14 protein-coding genes are annotated in these 14959 nt (G+C 61.6%); 10 read left to right on the top strand and 4 right to left on the bottom strand.

Annotated features, from left to right (window positions below; all coding sequences use genetic code 11):
* Positions 1–31: 31 nt before the first annotated feature.
* A complete protein-coding gene (speA, locus tag U5A08_RS03105; RefSeq protein WP_247400117.1) occupies positions 32–1945 on the bottom strand; it encodes an arginine decarboxylase in 1914 nt (637 codons plus the stop codon).
* A 144-nt stretch (positions 1946–2089) separates the two neighbouring features.
* Entirely contained in the window at positions 2090–2461 is a 372-nt protein-coding gene (locus U5A08_RS03100; protein WP_017849660.1) for a translation initiation factor Sui1, read from the bottom strand.
* A gap of 134 nt (positions 2462–2595) precedes the next feature.
* Between U5A08_RS03100 and U5A08_RS03095 the strand changes: the two genes are divergently transcribed.
* Positions 2596–2796, top strand: a complete 201-nt coding sequence (locus tag U5A08_RS03095; RefSeq protein ID WP_253393204.1) for a hypothetical protein — start codon at positions 2596–2598, stop codon at positions 2794–2796.
* Here U5A08_RS03095 and U5A08_RS03090 read toward each other — a convergent pair.
* Together U5A08_RS03090 and U5A08_RS03085 are read right to left on the bottom strand one after the other, a co-directional pair.
* Positions 2785–3321: an NUDIX hydrolase gene (locus U5A08_RS03090; RefSeq protein ID WP_247400113.1), complete on the bottom strand. Its 537-nt coding sequence runs from the start codon at positions 3319–3321 to the stop codon at positions 2785–2787. The two genes, U5A08_RS03095 and U5A08_RS03090, sit on opposite strands and share 12 nt — an antisense overlap.
* A 2-nt stretch (positions 3322–3323) precedes the next feature.
* Entirely contained in the window at positions 3324–4307 is a 984-nt protein-coding gene (locus U5A08_RS03085; RefSeq protein WP_425262841.1) for a DUF2333 family protein, read from the bottom strand.
* Positions 4308–4705: 398 nt separating this feature from the next.
* Between U5A08_RS03085 and U5A08_RS03080 the strand changes: the two genes are divergently transcribed.
* From U5A08_RS03080 to fis, 9 genes are all read left to right on the top strand, one after another.
* Complete coding sequence (locus U5A08_RS03080) at positions 4706–6376, top strand: GGDEF domain-containing response regulator (RefSeq protein WP_321850218.1); 1671 nt, start codon at positions 4706–4708, stop codon at positions 6374–6376.
* 53 nt (positions 6377–6429) lie between these two features.
* On the top strand, positions 6430–8391 hold the full coding sequence (locus U5A08_RS03075) for a methyl-accepting chemotaxis protein (RefSeq protein WP_321850217.1): 1962 nt from the start codon (positions 6430–6432) through the stop codon (positions 8389–8391).
* 296 nt (positions 8392–8687) lie between these two features.
* Positions 8688–9143: a type II 3-dehydroquinate dehydratase gene (aroQ, locus tag U5A08_RS03070; RefSeq protein WP_247408687.1), complete on the top strand. Its 456-nt coding sequence runs from the start codon at positions 8688–8690 to the stop codon at positions 9141–9143.
* Positions 9144–9167: 24 nt separating this feature from the next.
* A complete protein-coding gene (gene accB / locus U5A08_RS03065) occupies positions 9168–9623 on the top strand; it encodes an acetyl-CoA carboxylase biotin carboxyl carrier protein (RefSeq protein ID WP_253393200.1) in 456 nt (151 codons plus the stop codon).
* A 17-nt stretch (positions 9624–9640) separates the two neighbouring features.
* Positions 9641–11002: an acetyl-CoA carboxylase biotin carboxylase subunit gene (gene accC / locus U5A08_RS03060; protein ID WP_253393199.1), complete on the top strand. Its 1362-nt coding sequence runs from the start codon at positions 9641–9643 to the stop codon at positions 11000–11002.
* Positions 11003–11219: 217 nt separating this feature from the next.
* Positions 11220–12098 (top strand): 50S ribosomal protein L11 methyltransferase, encoded by an 879-nt coding sequence (gene prmA, locus U5A08_RS03055; RefSeq protein WP_247408069.1) that lies wholly within the window; start codon positions 11220–11222, stop codon positions 12096–12098.
* 30 nt (positions 12099–12128) lie between these two features.
* The gene (locus U5A08_RS03050; protein WP_253393198.1) at positions 12129–13373 is read left to right on the top strand and encodes a DUF3426 domain-containing protein; all 1245 of its coding nucleotides are present in this window, start codon (positions 12129–12131) and stop codon (positions 13371–13373) included.
* A 185-nt stretch (positions 13374–13558) separates the two neighbouring features.
* Positions 13559–14572: a tRNA dihydrouridine synthase DusB gene (gene dusB, locus U5A08_RS03045; protein WP_253393197.1), complete on the top strand. Its 1014-nt coding sequence runs from the start codon at positions 13559–13561 to the stop codon at positions 14570–14572.
* On the top strand, positions 14569–14889 hold the full coding sequence (gene fis / locus U5A08_RS03040) for a DNA-binding transcriptional regulator Fis (RefSeq protein WP_043049474.1): 321 nt from the start codon (positions 14569–14571) through the stop codon (positions 14887–14889). Before dusB ends, fis begins: the two co-directional genes overlap by 4 nt.
* Positions 14890–14959 lie beyond the last annotated feature (70 nt).

Raw genomic sequence — 14959 nt, 5'->3', positions numbered from 1 at the left:
GCTCCCACATCGGAGAGCCGGGGCACTTCACTTACGAAGACAGGTACGACGAACGCGTCAACCCCAAGCGCAACGCATCCAGAAACTGCGTGCGCTCGCTGGCGCTGATCTTCGCGCTCGCGCACTTGTCCCGGTAATGCGTCATCAACTCTTCCGGCGACAAGTGAACATAACGCAGCATGTCTTCGATGGTGTCGTGGGTCTCGATCCCGGCGCTGTACACCGAACCGTCGGCACGCTGGTAGATGTTCACCGAGTCGGTGTCACCGAACAGGTTGTGCATGTCACCGAGGATTTCCTGGTAGGCGCCGACCAGGAAGATACCCAGCAGGTAGTCTTCGCCATCCTTCAATGCGTGTACCGGCAGGCTGGTCTCGATGCTCTGCTCGTCGACGTATTGCTTGATCTTGCCGTCGGAGTCGCAGGTCAAGTCCTGCAATACCGCGCGGCGCATCGGCTCTTCGTCGAGGCGGTGCAGCGGCAGGATCGGCAGTACCTGGCCGATGGCCCAGGTATCGGGCAGGCTCTGGAACACCGAGAAGTTGCAGATGTATTTATCCGCCAGCTTGTCGTTGAGTTCGTCGAGCACCTGGCGGTGCGAACGCTGGCGCGCCTTCAGCGAGTTATGCAGGCGGCGGCACACGGCAAAGTAGCATTGCTCGGCCAGGGCTTTTTCCGCCAGGGACAGTTTGCCGTCAGCGTACTGAGTGGCCACGTCGCTCATATAGTGAGTGGCGCGCCAGTAGGTTTCGGTGACCATCTCGATATCGGTCGGGCCGAGCAGGTCCACCAGCCATTGCACGGTTTCCGGCAGGTTTTCCTTGTTCTCGATCTGCGGCATTTCGTCGTTGTGCTTCTCGACGTCGGTGACTTGCACCACCAGCATGGCGTGGTGCGCGGTCAGGGAACGGCCGCTCTCGGAGAAGATGTTCGGGTGCGGCAGGCTCTGCGCGTCGCAGAATTCCTTGAGCATGCCCACGACCACACCGGCGTAGTCGTCCATGTCGTAGTTGATCGAGCTGGCGTTACGCGAGTGGGTGCCGTCGTAGTCCACGCCCAGGCCGCCGCCGACGTCGATGTGATCCACTGGCAGGCCGAGGTTGCGCAGTTCGCCGTAGTAACGAATGGCTTCCTTGAACCCGTGCTGGTAGTCGGCCAGGTTGGCGATCTGCGAGCCCATGTGGAAGTGCAGCAGGCGGATGCCCTGGTCCAGGCTGGCGGCGCGGAAGCGCTCGACCACCGACAACAGTTGCGCCGCCGACAGCCCGAACTTGGACTTCTCGCCGCCGGTGTCGGCCCACTTGCTCGACGCCAGGGACGACAGGCGCACGCGCAGGCCGACCTGCGGCTTGACCTTGAGGTTGGCGGCTTCTTCGATCACCAGCTCAACTTCGGACTCTTTCTCGATCACGATGAACACGTTGTGACCCAGCTTCTGGCCCATCAGCGCCAGGCGGATGAATTCGCGGTCCTTGTAACCGTTGCAGACGATGGTCCCGCCTTTCGGCGCCAGGGCGAGCACGGCCAGCAGTTCCGGCTTGGAGCCGGCTTCCAGGCCGATGGACACGTCCTGGGTGGCGATGATGTTTTCGATCACCGCTTCCTGCTGGTTCACCTTGATCGGGTACAGCGCGGTGTATTTGCTCTGGTATTCCAGACGCTCGATGTTCGAGTCGAATGCACCGGTCAACTGGCGCACGCGGTCTTGCAGGATGTCGGGGAAGCGCACCAGCAACGGCAAGGACAAGCCGCTTTTGCGCAGCGCGTCGACTTGCTCGTACAGGTCGACCGGCGTGCTTTTCGGGCCGTTCGGACGAACTTCAACGCGACCGGCATCATTGATCGCGAAATACCCGGCCCCCCAATGGCGAATCCCGTAAACACTGCGGCTGTCCGCAACTGTCCATTGGCTGCCATCGTCTTTGCGTGTGCGTCGTACGGACATTGAAGTCCCCTATAAATGAAGTCGAAGGCGCCGCCCCTCGTTCGAGGCTGGCGCAGTCTAAAGAATGAAAATGACGATTTGCCTGTAAGCAAGGTAAGACCCCACTCGCAGGACAGAGTTTAGACACAGGTTGGGAAGAGGCTTTCAGCCGCCGGACTTCTTGGCCTTGTACCCGAGCTTGATCAGCTCGGCCAACAGCAACTCGACGTGATCGCCCTGGATCTCGATAACCCCGTCTTTCAACGCGCCACCGGTGCCACAGCGCTTTTTCAGCGTGGTAGCCAGTTCCTTCAAGGCGTCTTCGGCCAGCGGCACGCCGGTGATGGTGGTCACCGTTTTGCCGCCACGGCCTTTGCTCTCGCGTCGCACGCGGGCAATGCCGTCGCCTTCGGGGATCAGGGTTTGTTTGCAGGTACAGGCGTCCACGGGCTGACGACAGTCCGGGCAGTGTCGACCTGCGTCGGTGGAAAATACCAGGCCGCCGAGGGCGGCGAAGGATGCGGCTTTTTTGGCCACCGGCAATCCTCTTGTGAGGACAAAGACTGATCGGCACACGCTCAGGCGGTTGCCGACCGCGAAGCCCCACTCAGGCAGGGGCAGCGCTACCGCTCCCCCCATGTCATTGCCCCCGATTCCCTGTAGGAGCGAGCTTGCTCGCGAAGATCGCCAACGATGACGCGGGCATTCAGGATGCCCGCGGCGCGCTTGAGGTTTTCGCGAGCAAGCTCGCTCCTACAGGAATCAGGGGGTGGAACAAGGGTGGTTCGGGTGAAAAGTCGCGCAGTGTAACCACAAAAAGCTCACTTGCTAAGGGCCAAATCGCGCCAATTTATACAACTTTAGCGACGTGAGGCCAGATAGCGGCGCAAGCCCTCTTGCGCGTCCGGGCAGTAGGGCTTTTGTTCAGCTTCCTGTAGGACTATTTCAAGGGGTAAAAAGCGCGCTTCCATGACTTCTTCAGGCTGCAGGCTCAGCGCGCCATCCCACACGGCTGCGTAGGATTTGCACCAGAGCCGGCTGTCGCCATCCTCGAAGTAGAAATGGTCGTGTTCAACCAGCTCCACCCCGCCGACGCCGAGTTCTTCTTCAAGCTCCCGGGCGGCCGAGTCGGCATAACTCTCGCCGTCCGCCACCATCCCGCCCGCGGCCGTGTCCCAGAATCCGGGGTACAGGGCTTTGCTCAGGGTGCGGCGATGCACGCACAGTTCACCTGCCGAGTTGAACAGGAAGATAAAGGTACAACGGCCGATCAGGCCGCGCTGGCGAAGGTCGGACCGGACCAGGGCGCCGAGCAGGTTGTCGTGCTCGTCGACCCAGCAGATCAGTTCCGCATCGGAGGCCGCACGGTGCGCGGCCTCCTTTTGAGTCACGTCCATCATCACCCTTGGTTAAGGAGCTGACGCAAGTCGATCACGGCCGCGTTGGCCCGGGAAATGTAGTTGGCCATCACCAACGAGTGGTTGGCCAGTATGCCAAAGCCGCTGCCGTTGAGGATCATCGGGCTCCAGACCGGCTCTTGCGAAGCCTCCAGCTCACGAATGATCTGGCGCACGCTGACCGTAGCGTTTTTCTTGGCCAGCACGTCGGCAAAGTCGACTTCGATAGCGCGCAACAGGTGGGACAAGGCCCAGGCCTGGCCACGGGCTTCGTAGAACACGTTGTCGATCTGCATCCATGGGGTTTCCACCACTTCTTCATCGAGCTGCGGCACTTCGCCCGGCGCCAGCGCTTCGGTTTTCAGCGAGGTATTCAGCTTGACCCGACCGACACTGGCCGACAGACGTTGCGACAACGAACCCAGGCGTGTGGCGACATCGCCCAGCCAGTTGTTGAGGTTGTCGGCGCGCGCATAGAACAGGGCGCCGCGCTGGTTCGGGTCGGACAGGCGCGCTTCATAGCGGCTCAGGGAGTTGATGCCTTCCTGGTACTCCGACTCGCTGGAAGGCAGCACCCAGCTTTTGTTGTCGAAGTTGAAGCGCGGCTCGGCCTTGGCCAGGTCGGCATCTTCTGCCGACTGCGACTGGGAACGGGCGAAGTCCTTACGCAAGGCACGGGTCAGGTCGCGCACCTGCACCAGCACGCCGTATTCCCAGCTCGGCATGTTGTCCATCCACAGGCCCGGCGGGAAACGGTCGTTGGAAATATAGCCACCAGGCTTGTTCAGCAAGGTGCCGGCCACGGTCTTGAGGGTTTCCACGGTGGTGTAACCCAGCACCATCTGCTTGCCTTCCTTTTCGGCGGCAAGCTGGGCGTTCTGCTGGACCGGGAACAGCGCCGGCTCTTCGCTCCAGTACCAACCCAAAGTACCGGTGACCAACAGATACAAGCCGAGTACGCTGAGCACCGCTCGGCTCATCAGCATGCTACGCAAATAGCTGCGATTGGCCGACTTGGGTTCAGGGGCGGGGCCTTTGGCACTGCCTGCACGGTTTTTCCAGTCCAGCATAGCGATATCCTTTCAATCACTTGAGTTCATGCACTTCAAATCGACGGCGTGCGTTCAAACACTCCGACAGCAACCCTACCCCATCGTGCCCGTCAATGCGGGGCTTTTCATCGAACAGCCGTCATCCAATGGGCGTACCTGAGGGCATCCGACTATAAAGGATGCAGGTTTTTTTCGCTGTGCGACCAATGAGTCAATAACTGAATGCCAGGGATACGCAGTTAATTGACGTATGACACTCATCGAACCGAAAAGAGGTGCTAGCATAGAGCCATTAGTCGACCTCAGTACGCACCTTCACTAGTAGTCAGGATATGACCGAGCCAGAAGACCCCAGCCGTGAGCGTCTCAAGCAGCACTTTGCCCAGCGGGTAATTCATCAGGCACGTCAAATTCTTGAGATCTGGCAGCGCCTGCAGCGCAGCGAATGGTCCGACGCCGACTTCTCCGAACTCAGCGAAGCCAACCTGCGACTGCTGCGCTTCGCCGAACGCTTCGAACAGCCCGAACACGGCCAACTGGCGCGGCATATCGGTGAGTCGCTCAAAGCGGTGGACGCCAATCGCGGCCGCCTGAGCAGCCAACTGATCACCGAAATCAACCGCCTGATGCAACGCCTGTCCCGCACCGGCCTGCGCCAGGGCGACCAGCTCGAGCAAACCTTCCTGCCGCCGATGCGCAAGCCGATCTACGTGATGCTGGCCGATCACGATCGCGCAGAGCGCCTGGCCAAGCAACTGGAATTCTTTGGCTTGAGCGCCCACTCTCTGGACAGCGTCGAGGCATATCGTGTGGCGATGGCCGAGCGCCTGCCGTCGGCGATTGTGATGGACGTGGACTTCTGCGGCCCGGGCCTGGGCCTCCAACTGGCCGCCGAGGCCCAGGAAGGCCTGGAGCAAAAGCTGCCGCTGCTGTTTTTCAGCCTGCATGAAACCGACACCCCGACCCGCCTCGCCGCCGTGCGCGCCGGCGGCGAAGAATTCCTGACCGGCACGCTGGAAGCCTCGAGCCTGCTGGAAAAGATCGAAGTGCTGACCTGCGTTGCGCAGTACGACCCCTATAAAGTGCTGATCATCGATGACTCACGGGCGCAGGCGCTGCACACCGAGCGCCTGCTCAACAGTGCCGGCATCATCACCCGCACGCTGATCGAGCCGATCAAGGCCATGGCCGAGCTGGCGGATTTCCAGCCCGACCTGATCATCCTCGACATGTACATGCCCGCCTGTACCGGCACCGAACTGGCCAAGGTGATTCGTCACAACGACCGTTACGTCAGCGTGCCGATCATCTACCTGTCGGCCGAGGACGACCTGGATAAACAGCTGGACGCCATGAGCGAAGGCGGCGACGACTTCCTCACCAAGCCGATCAAGCCGCGCCACCTGATCACCACCGTGCGCAACCGCGCGGCCCGTGCGCGCAACCTCAAGGCGCGGATGGTGCGCGACAGCCTGACCGGCCTGTACAACCACACCCATATCCTGCAACTGCTCGAAGACTGCAGCTTCCGCGCACGCCGCGAGAACAAGCCGTTGAGCTTTGCGATGCTCGACATCGACCACTTCAAGCGGGTCAACGACAGCCACGGCCACCCCATGGGCGACCGGGTGATCAAGAGCCTGGCGTTGTTTCTCAAACAGCGCTTGCGCAAGACCGACTACATCGGCCGCTACGGCGGTGAAGAGTTTGCGATTGTGATGCCCGATACCGACCTGGAATCGGCCTGCAAGGTGCTGGATGAGATTCGTGGGCGCTTTGCCGAAATTCACTACCCGGCCCAACCGCATGACCTGTGGTGCACCTTCAGCGCCGGGCTGGTGGAGCTGTGCGACGATTCCGACAGCCTGATGATGGCCACCCTTGCGGACGAGGCGCTGTACCGCGCCAAGGATGCCGGACGCAATCGCGTTCAAGCCGCACGCACATCAAAGCAAAGTGCCATCTTTTCACCGGAATCCAGTGATTCCGTCATAACTTTGTAATGGAAACGCAATAACTTCAGGCACTTAACTTTTGCTGTCGGTTGAAACCACGCATGCGCCTGAAGCTGCTGACCAATCTCAATACCCTCCTGCTGGTGGCCGTGTGCCTGGCACTCGGGGCGACGCTCTGGTGGTCGCAACGCGCGCTGGAGCGGCCTTACTTGTTGATGGAACGCTACCTGGGGTTGTCGCAGACCTTCCAGAACCAGGCCGCACGCAATATCGACGACTACCTGACCAGCGGCGACGCCCTGCGCTTGAGCAGCGCCAGCCAGAGCCTGGAAAGCCTGCTGCAGCACTTGGATGAATTGCCTGCCGACCTCGCGCAAAGCCTGCGCCCCAGCCTGAAGGAACTCGATACCTTCAGCAAAACCGACCTGCTCGCCGCCGGCAAATTGGCCGGCGACCCGCAAGCGCTGCTGCTGCAAGCCGAGCGCGAATTGGGCGCGAACCTGGAGCAACTGAGCCAGTACGCCAGCGGGGTCAATTCGCCCGACGCGGCGCGCTACCTGCCGCCGCTGCTGGCGGCCTCGCAGCACCTGGGCAAGCTGTCCCTGGCCCGCGACAAGCTGGTGAGCAGCGGGCGGGCGGAACTGGCGGACGATGTGGAGCGCGAAGTCGCCAATATGCGTGGCCAGGCCGACCTGCTGGAGCAACTGCCCTTACTCGGGGTCAAGGCCAGCGCCGGCTCGAACACCGATGACTTTTCGGCACTGATGGGCCTGGAAAACAGCGAAAAAGCCGAAACACAAGACACCGGCGTCGACCTCAAGCGCGAACTCAACAGCCTGCTGACCCGCTACCCGGCCGAACTCAAGCGCACCCGCGAGCAAATCCAGCAGCGCGCCAACCTGGCCGCCGGCACCCAACTGAAAATCGCCGCCGTGCAACAGGCCATCGCAGGCCTGGAGCCGGTCGTGCGTGGGCAACACGCCGCGATCCAGGGCGAAGTGCGCCTGATGCAAGGGGTGATGATCGGTCTGATCCTGCTGATCGCGCTGCTGATCGATACTCTGCAACGGCGCCTGGCGCGGGTGCTGACCAACCTGGCACCGGCCCTGTCGACCTGGGCCGAAGGCGACTTCAGCCAGCCGATTGCCCTGGGCAAGACCAACCGCGAACTGCGCGACATCGAAGCCTCCCTCAACCGCCTGCGCGCCTATCTGGTGGACTTGGTGGGCACCATTCGCGGCAATGCCGAGGAAGTGGCGGGCAGCAGCCGCGCCCTGGCCGAGTTGAGCAGCGGCCTGCACGACGGCGCCGAGCGTCAGGCCGGGGACACCGCACAGATCCGCGATTCGCTGGGCGAACTGGAAGCAACCATCCAGCAGGTGGCCGGCGACGCCAGCCAGGCCGCTGGCGCCAGCCGCAGCGCGGGCCAGGCGGTGGAACAAGGCCAGCGGGTGATCGGCCTGAGCCTGACCGGGCTGCATGCGCTGGTGGGCGAAGTGCAGCAAAACGCACAGATGATAGAGAAACTCGCCGAAGAGTCCGCGACCATCGGCGGCGTGTTGACGGTGATTCGCTCGATCGCCGACCAGACCAACCTGCTGGCGCTCAACGCGGCCATTGAAGCCGCCCGCGCCGGGGAAGCCGGGCGTGGTTTCGCCGTGGTTGCCGACGAAGTGCGCTCCCTGGCCCAACGCACCGCAGGCGCCACCGCCGAAATCCAGGGCCTGATCGCCGGCCTGCAAACCGCTGCCCGCCAGTCGGTAGAAGGCATGCGCGCACAGGTCGAACACGCCGAAGCCACCGCCCAGCAAGCACAGGCGGCCGACGGTGCGCTGGATGAAATCGTCGGGGCAATACAGACCATTTCCGACACCGCCGTGCGCATCGCCGATGTGACCGCGCAGCAGAGTGGTGCGGTGAGTGAGATTCGCGATAACAGCGAACGGATTCATCAGCTAGGTGAGGACAACCTGCTGCGCATCGGCCAGGGCCGCAGCCAGGGTGAACACCTGTTGGTGCTGGGCGGCCAACTCAACACTGCCGTCCAGGCCTTCCGCGTCTGACCCGATCCAGCGCCATGCGAAGAACCAATGTGGGAGGGGGCTTGCCCCCGATAGCGGTGGATCAGTTGCAGATATTGAGACTGGCACACCGCGATCGGGGGCAAGCCCCCTCCCACATTTGACCTCCTGTGTTTTCAAAATCGTGTTGCCAATGACCAGACCGGGCGACTTGGTCACATACTTTGCGCAATCCTCGCTAATCGTGCAGCCTACTGCATAGAACTGGACAGTCATAAAGACTTTGCGGCATAGTCGCCGGGTTCTGCCGTACCCACATCAATAACAAGGAACAGCCGATGGCGACCTTACTGGTTCTTCACGGACCCAACCTGAACCTGCTCGGCACCCGCGAACCGGGCGTCTACGGGGCAGTGACCCTGGAACAGATCAACCTCGATCTGGAGCGACGGGCCCGTGAAGCCGGCCACCATCTGCTGTACCTGCAAAGCAATGCCGAGTACGAATTGATTGATCGCATCCACGCCGCGCGCGGCGAAGGCGTGGACTTTATCCTGATCAATCCCGCCGCTTTTACGCACACAAGTGTTGCATTACGTGACGCGCTGCTGGCGGTGAGCATCCCATTCATCGAAGTGCATTTGTCGAACGTGCACAAACGCGAACCTTTCCGCCATCACTCCTACTTCTCCGACGTAGCGGTAGGTGTGATCTGCGGCCTTGGCGCCAGCGGTTACCGACTGGCCCTGGAGGCCGCCCTGGAACACATTGAACAACCGGCCAAGCGCCCCTGACCGACCCTTGGGAGTTGATGATTCATGGATATCCGTAAAGTTAAGAAACTGATCGAACTGCTGGAAGAGTCCGGCATCGACGAGCTGGAAATCAAGGAAGGCGAAGAGTCCGTCCGGATCAGCCGTCACAGCAAGACCCCGGCCCAGCAGTTCTACGCGCCACAGATGCAAGCCCCGGCACCTGCTGCTCCGGCCGCAGCACCTGCTGCCGCAGCGCCTGCCGCCCCGGCCGCGCCTGTGCTGAATGGCTTCGTGGCCAAGTCGCCAATGGTCGGTACGTTCTACCGCACCCCGGCACCGGGTTCGCCAGCCTTCGTTGAAGTCGGCAAGACCGTGAAAGTGGGCGACACCATTTGCATCGTGGAAGCGATGAAAATGATGAACCACATCACGGCCGAAAAAGCCGGTGTCATCGAATCCATTCTGGTAGAAAACGGTCAGCCGGTTGAGTACGACCAGCCGCTGTTCACCATCGTTTGAACCGCGGAGCGCCTTCGATGTTGAAACCTGCGAAGAAACTGCAAAAAGTCCTGATCGCCAACCGCGGCGAGATCGCGCTGCGTATCCTGCGCGCCTGTAAGGAAGAGGGCATCAAGACCGTCGCTGTTTACTCGACGGCCGATACCGAACTGATGCACGTGAAACTGGCGGACGAAAGCATCTGCATCGGCCCGCCACTGGCCACGAACTCGTACCTGAAAGTCTCGAACATCATCGCCGCCGCAGAAGTGACCGGCGCTGACGGCATTCACCCAGGCTACGGCTTCCTCGCGGAAAACGCCGATTTCGCCGAACAGGTGGAAAAATCCGGGTTTGCCTTCATCGGCCCGAAAGCCGAGACCATTCGCCTGATGGGCGACAAGGTCTCAGCCAAGGACGCCATGATCGAAGCCGGCGTGCCAACCGTTCCCGGTTCCGACGGCCCGCTGCCTGAAGACGAGACAACCGCTCTGCGCATTGGTCGCGAAGTCGGTTACCCGGTGATCATCAAGGCCGCAGGCGGCGGCGGTGGTCGCGGCATGCGCGTGGTGCATAAAGAAGAAGACCTGATCGAAGCCGCCAGGCAGACTCGCTCCGAAGCGGCTGCCTGGTTCGGCAACCCGATGGTCTACCTGGAAAAGTACCTGACCAACCCACGTCACGTGGAAGTGCAGGTGCTGTCCGACGGCCAGGGCCACGCCATCCACCTCGGCGACCGCGATTGCTCGCTGCAACGTCGTCACCAGAAGGTATTGGAAGAAGCACCGGCACCGGGCCTCGACGAGAAAGCCCGCCAGGAAGTGCTGGCGCGTTGTGTCAAGGCGTGCATCGACATCAACTACCGTGGCGCCGGGACCTTCGAGTTCCTCTACGAGAACGGTCGTTTCTACTTCATCGAGATGAACACTCGCGTGCAGGTAGAGCACCCGGTTTCGGAGATGGTCACCGGTATCGATATCGTCAAGGAGATGCTGAGCATCGCCGCCGGTAACGAGCTGTCCTTCACCCAGGACGACGTGAAGATCCACGGCCACTCCCTGGAGTGCCGGATCAACGCCGAAGACCCGAAAACCTTTATCCCGAGTCCAGGCCTGGTCAAGCATTTCCATGCTCCGGGCGGCAACGGCGTTCGCGTCGATTCGCACCTGTACAGCGGCTACAAGGTTCCGTCCAACTACGACTCGCTGATCGGCAAGCTGATCACCTGGGGCGCCACCCGCGACGAGGCCATGGCCCGCATGCGTAACGCCCTGGACGAAATCGTGGTCGACGGCATCAAGACCAACATCCCGCTGCATCGGGATCTGGTCCGCGATGAAGGCTTCTGCGAAGGTGGTGTGAACATTCACTATCTGGAACACAAACTGGCCAACCAGTAAGTGCTCCACCCAACCAAGCCGCCTTCGGGCGGCTTGGTTGTTTGTGGCCCCTCCATTTTGAAGATGTACGCCGACCAAATGTGGGAGGGGGCTTGCCCCCTCCCACATTTGGTCGGCGCACTGTCAGTACAGTCGTCTTCTTCTCCACGCTCGCGTAAACTTGCGCGCTTTCGCAGCCCCTCCCCGCTGCACACTCATTTTTTCAAAGGTGCCCGCCATGCCTTGGCTGCAAGTCCGTCTCGCCATCAGCCCAGAACAAGCCGAAACCTACGAAGACGCTTTCCTTGAAGTGGGCGCCGTCTCGGTGACCTTCATGGACGCCGAAGACCAGCCGATCTTCGAGCCGGAACTCAACACCACCCCGCTGTGGTCCCACACCCACTTGCTGGCCCTGTTCGAAGACGGCACCGATGCCGCCAGCGTCCTGGCCCATATGGAACTGCTCACCGGCGCCCCGCTGCCCGAGCACCACAGCGAAATCATCGAAGACCAGGACTGGGAACGCAGCTGGATGGACAATTTCCAGCCGATGCGTTTCGGCCAGCGCCTGTGGATCGTCCCGAGCTGGCATGCCGCGCCTGAACCAGAGGCGGTCAACCTGCTGCTGGACCCGGGTCTGGCGTTTGGCACCGGCACGCACCCGACCACCGCGCTGTGCCTAGAATGGCTGGACGGCCAGGACCTGAACGATTGCAACGTGCTGGACTTCGGCTGCGGCTCGGGGATCCTGGCGATTGCCGCCCTGTTGTTGGGCGCCAAGGAAGCCGTCGGCACCGATATCGACGTACAAGCCCTGGAAGCCTCCCGCGATAACGCCGGGCGCAACCACATTGCTGAAAGCAAATTCCCACTGTACCTGCCGGAGCAATTGCCCCAGGTGCAGGCCGATGTGCTGGTGGCCAATATCCTCGCCGGTCCGCTGGTGGCCCTGGCGCCGCAGTTGTCGAGCCTGGTCAAGCCGGGTGGCCGCCTGGCACTGTCGGGCATCCTCGCCGAACAGGGTGACGACGTTGCCGCCGCCTATGCCCAGGATTTCGAGCTCGACCCGATCGCCAATCGTGATGGCTGGGTACGCATCAGCGGGCGTCGGCGCTAGAATGAGCGCTTGCCTGAATCGGATGGCCGCATGACCGACAGTTTCGTCACCCAGTGCCCACATTGCCAAACGCGCTTTCGCGTCAGCCACGCTCAGTTGAACGTGGCACGCGGCGTCGTGCGCTGCGGCTCGTGCCTGCAAGTGTTCAACGCCGCGCGCCAGTTGCTGGAGCAGCGCGCCCACGCGCAAGCGCAGAAGCCTGAACAGCCGGCCACAGCGGAACACGCCGCCGAGACGCCCCGGGCAATCAGCCAGAAGCAGTGGACAGCCCAAGAGCTGGACCTGGACAACCTGGACCTGGACGAAGAACTGGCCAAGCTGGAACGCCGCGAGATTCAGCACACCCAGCCGCAGGGTGCGGAACGCCGTCAAGGCGCCGACCGGCGCAAAAAGGAAGAAGCCCTCAGCGCCAGCCGCGACACGATCAAGGCCGAGGAAGAAAAATGGGCCGCCAGCCTGTTCAGCGAACCGCCTGAAGAACGCGCCAAGGCGCCCGAAGACGAACCTGAACCGGCAAATCCCTCTGCGACCAAACAGCGCACCGAGCCGTCGATGTCTCTCGGTACCGACGACATCGACGATGAACCACCACTGCGCGCCACGCCCGCCAATGAGGACGAGCAACCCGACCCGCCCGTGAGCGCTGTCAGCGACGAAGCCGACGAACCGGAACCCGACGAGCGCCCCCTGTCCGGCCGCAAGCGCTCGCGCACCGCCGCCAGCGCCCACGACGACCTGTTGCAGGACCTCGAAGATGACCCGCTGCACTTGTACTCGGGCAAACGCCCGTCGAGCTGGGGCCGCCGCCTGATCTGGCTGCTGCTGGTGCTGATCGCCGCCGCCGGCCTCGCTGGCCAGTACATTGCCTACCAGTTCGACGACCTGGCGCGCCAGGACGCCTATCGCCCGTGGTTCCAGCAACTGTGCCCGACACTGGGCTGCACGGTGCCATCACGGGTCGATATCGCGCACATCAAGAGCAGCAACCTGGTGGTGCGCAGCCACCCGGAATTCGCCGGCGCGCTGGTAGTGGATGCCATCATCTATAACCGTGCGACGTTCTCCCAGCCGTTCCCGCTGCTGGAGTTGCGGTTTGCCGACCTGAACGGCAGCCTGATCGCCAGTCGTCGCTTCAAGCCCGCCGAGTACCTGAGCGGTGAGCTGGCCGGGGTCAGCGAAATGCCGTCGCAGACGCCGATCCATATCTCGCTGGACATCCTCGACCCCGGCAACAAAGCCGTGAATTACAGCCTGAGCTTCCATTCGCCTGAGTGAATCGGCTCGGTCACCGAGGTTTGACGGCAGATTATTGACCGGACCGCCGGCAACCAAACCAGCGGCGATAAAGAAATAACTGTTCAGATTTTATCCAATTCAGCCTTTATCCAGTCATCGAGAGCGGGTATCATGCCAACCCTTTTTCGAACTCTAATGATCCGGCCCCACAACAGGGAAGTCCTATGTCGGCGGTACGCATCGGCCCATACACATTGCACAATGGCTTGATTCTCGCCCCAATGGCGGGGGTCACCGACCAGCCCTTTCGTCAGCTGTGCAAGCGTTTGGGCGCGGGTCTAGTAGTCTCGGAAATGGTCACCAGCGACATGAGCTTGTGGAACACCCGCAAATCGCGGCTGCGCATGATCCACGAAGGTGATCCCGAGCCCCGCTCGGTGCAGATCGCCGGTGGCGATGCACAGATGCTGGCGCAGGCGGCCCGGGCCAACGTGGAGCTGGGCGCGCAGATCATTGATATCAACATGGGCTGCCCGGCCAAGAAGGTCTGTAACAAGGCCGCCGGTTCCGCGCTGCTGAAGGATGAACAGTTGGTCACCGAGATCCTGCAGGCCGTTGTCGCCGCAGTGAATGTACCGGTCACCCTGAAGATTCGTACCGGTTGGGACCGGGACAACAAGAATGGCCTGACGGTGGCGAAGATCGCCGAACAGGCGGGTATTTCAGCGCTGGCGGTGCATGGCCGCACCCGCGCCGATCTTTACACCGGTGAAGCCGAGTACGACACCATTGCCGCGATCAAGCAGGCTGTGTCGATGCCGGTATTTGCCAATGGCGATATCGACTCAGCCGAGAAAGCCCGGCGCGTACTGCACGCGACCGGCGCCGATGGCCTGTTGATTGGCCGGGCCGCCCAGGGGCGGCCGTGGATTTTTCGTGAAATCGAGCATTTTCTGCGTACCGGCGAGCTCCTGCCGGCACCGGGGTTGATCGAGGTGGAACGTATTCTGCTAGAGCATCTGGCCGCCCTGCACGCCTTCTATGGAGACGTGATGGGAGTACGTATTGCTCGCAAGCATGTCGGCTGGTATCTCGCAACCCTGCCGGGCGCCAGGGAGTTTCGCGCCCAGTTCAATCGTTTGGATGATACGCAAGCACAGGTCGCCACCGTTCGAGAGTACTTCAGCGAGCGTGACAAGAGCCTGGTGACAGGGGACGGAGAAGGGGTGGCCGCATGACGACGATGACCGAGACTTTAGTGAGTGGAACAACACCCGTGAGCGACAACGTCAATTTGAAACAGCACCTCAACACGCCGAGCGAAGAAGGCCAGACCCTTCGCGGGAGTGTCGAGAAGGCGCTGCACAATTATTTCGCCCACCTTGAGGGCGCTTCCGTCACGGACGTGTACAACCTCGTGCTCTCCGAAGTCGAGGCGCCCTTGCTCGAAAGCGTGATGAACTACGTCAAGGGTAACCAGACCAAAGCCAGTGAACTGCTGGGTCTGAACCGTGGCACCTTGCGCAAAAAGCTCAAACAATACGATTTGCTGTAAGCATTCAATCCGACCAGAAAGGCGCCCGCGTAAAACCGGTCGCCTTTTTTGCTGACTCCTTTGCTTTTGA

Source organism: Pseudomonas paraveronii, assembly GCF_963681955.1.
Taxonomy (GTDB): domain Bacteria; phylum Pseudomonadota; class Gammaproteobacteria; order Pseudomonadales; family Pseudomonadaceae; genus Aquipseudomonas; species Aquipseudomonas paraveronii.
Note: the sequence above shows the minus strand (reverse complement) of the source record. Positions and strands in the feature narration are given on the sequence as shown.

Excerpts from the sequence above, each read along its gene's own strand:
- dusB (WP_253393197.1), top strand. The coding sequence starts at position 13,559 with ATGTCGGCGGTACGCATCGGCCCATACACATTGCACAATGGCTTGATT.
- accC (WP_253393199.1), top strand. The coding sequence starts at position 9,641 with ATGTTGAAACCTGCGAAGAAACTGCAAAAAGTCCTGATCGCCAACCGC.
- speA (WP_247400117.1), bottom strand. The coding sequence starts at position 1,945 with ATGTCCGTACGACGCACACGCAAAGACGATGGCAGCCAATGGACAGTT.
- U5A08_RS03090 (WP_247400113.1), bottom strand. The coding sequence starts at position 3,321 with ATGGACGTGACTCAAAAGGAGGCCGCGCACCGTGCGGCCTCCGATGCG.
- fis (WP_043049474.1), top strand. The coding sequence starts at position 14,569 with ATGACGACGATGACCGAGACTTTAGTGAGTGGAACAACACCCGTGAGC.
- U5A08_RS03080 (WP_321850218.1), top strand. The coding sequence starts at position 4,706 with ATGACCGAGCCAGAAGACCCCAGCCGTGAGCGTCTCAAGCAGCACTTT.
- aroQ (WP_247408687.1), top strand. The coding sequence starts at position 8,688 with ATGGCGACCTTACTGGTTCTTCACGGACCCAACCTGAACCTGCTCGGC.
- U5A08_RS03085 (WP_425262841.1), bottom strand. The coding sequence starts at position 4,307 with ATGCTGATGAGCCGAGCGGTGCTCAGCGTACTCGGCTTGTATCTGTTG.
- accB (WP_253393200.1), top strand. The coding sequence starts at position 9,168 with ATGGATATCCGTAAAGTTAAGAAACTGATCGAACTGCTGGAAGAGTCC.
- U5A08_RS03050 (WP_253393198.1), top strand. The coding sequence starts at position 12,129 with ATGACCGACAGTTTCGTCACCCAGTGCCCACATTGCCAAACGCGCTTT.
- U5A08_RS03075 (WP_321850217.1), top strand. The coding sequence starts at position 6,430 with ATGCGCCTGAAGCTGCTGACCAATCTCAATACCCTCCTGCTGGTGGCC.
- prmA (WP_247408069.1), top strand. The coding sequence starts at position 11,220 with ATGCCTTGGCTGCAAGTCCGTCTCGCCATCAGCCCAGAACAAGCCGAA.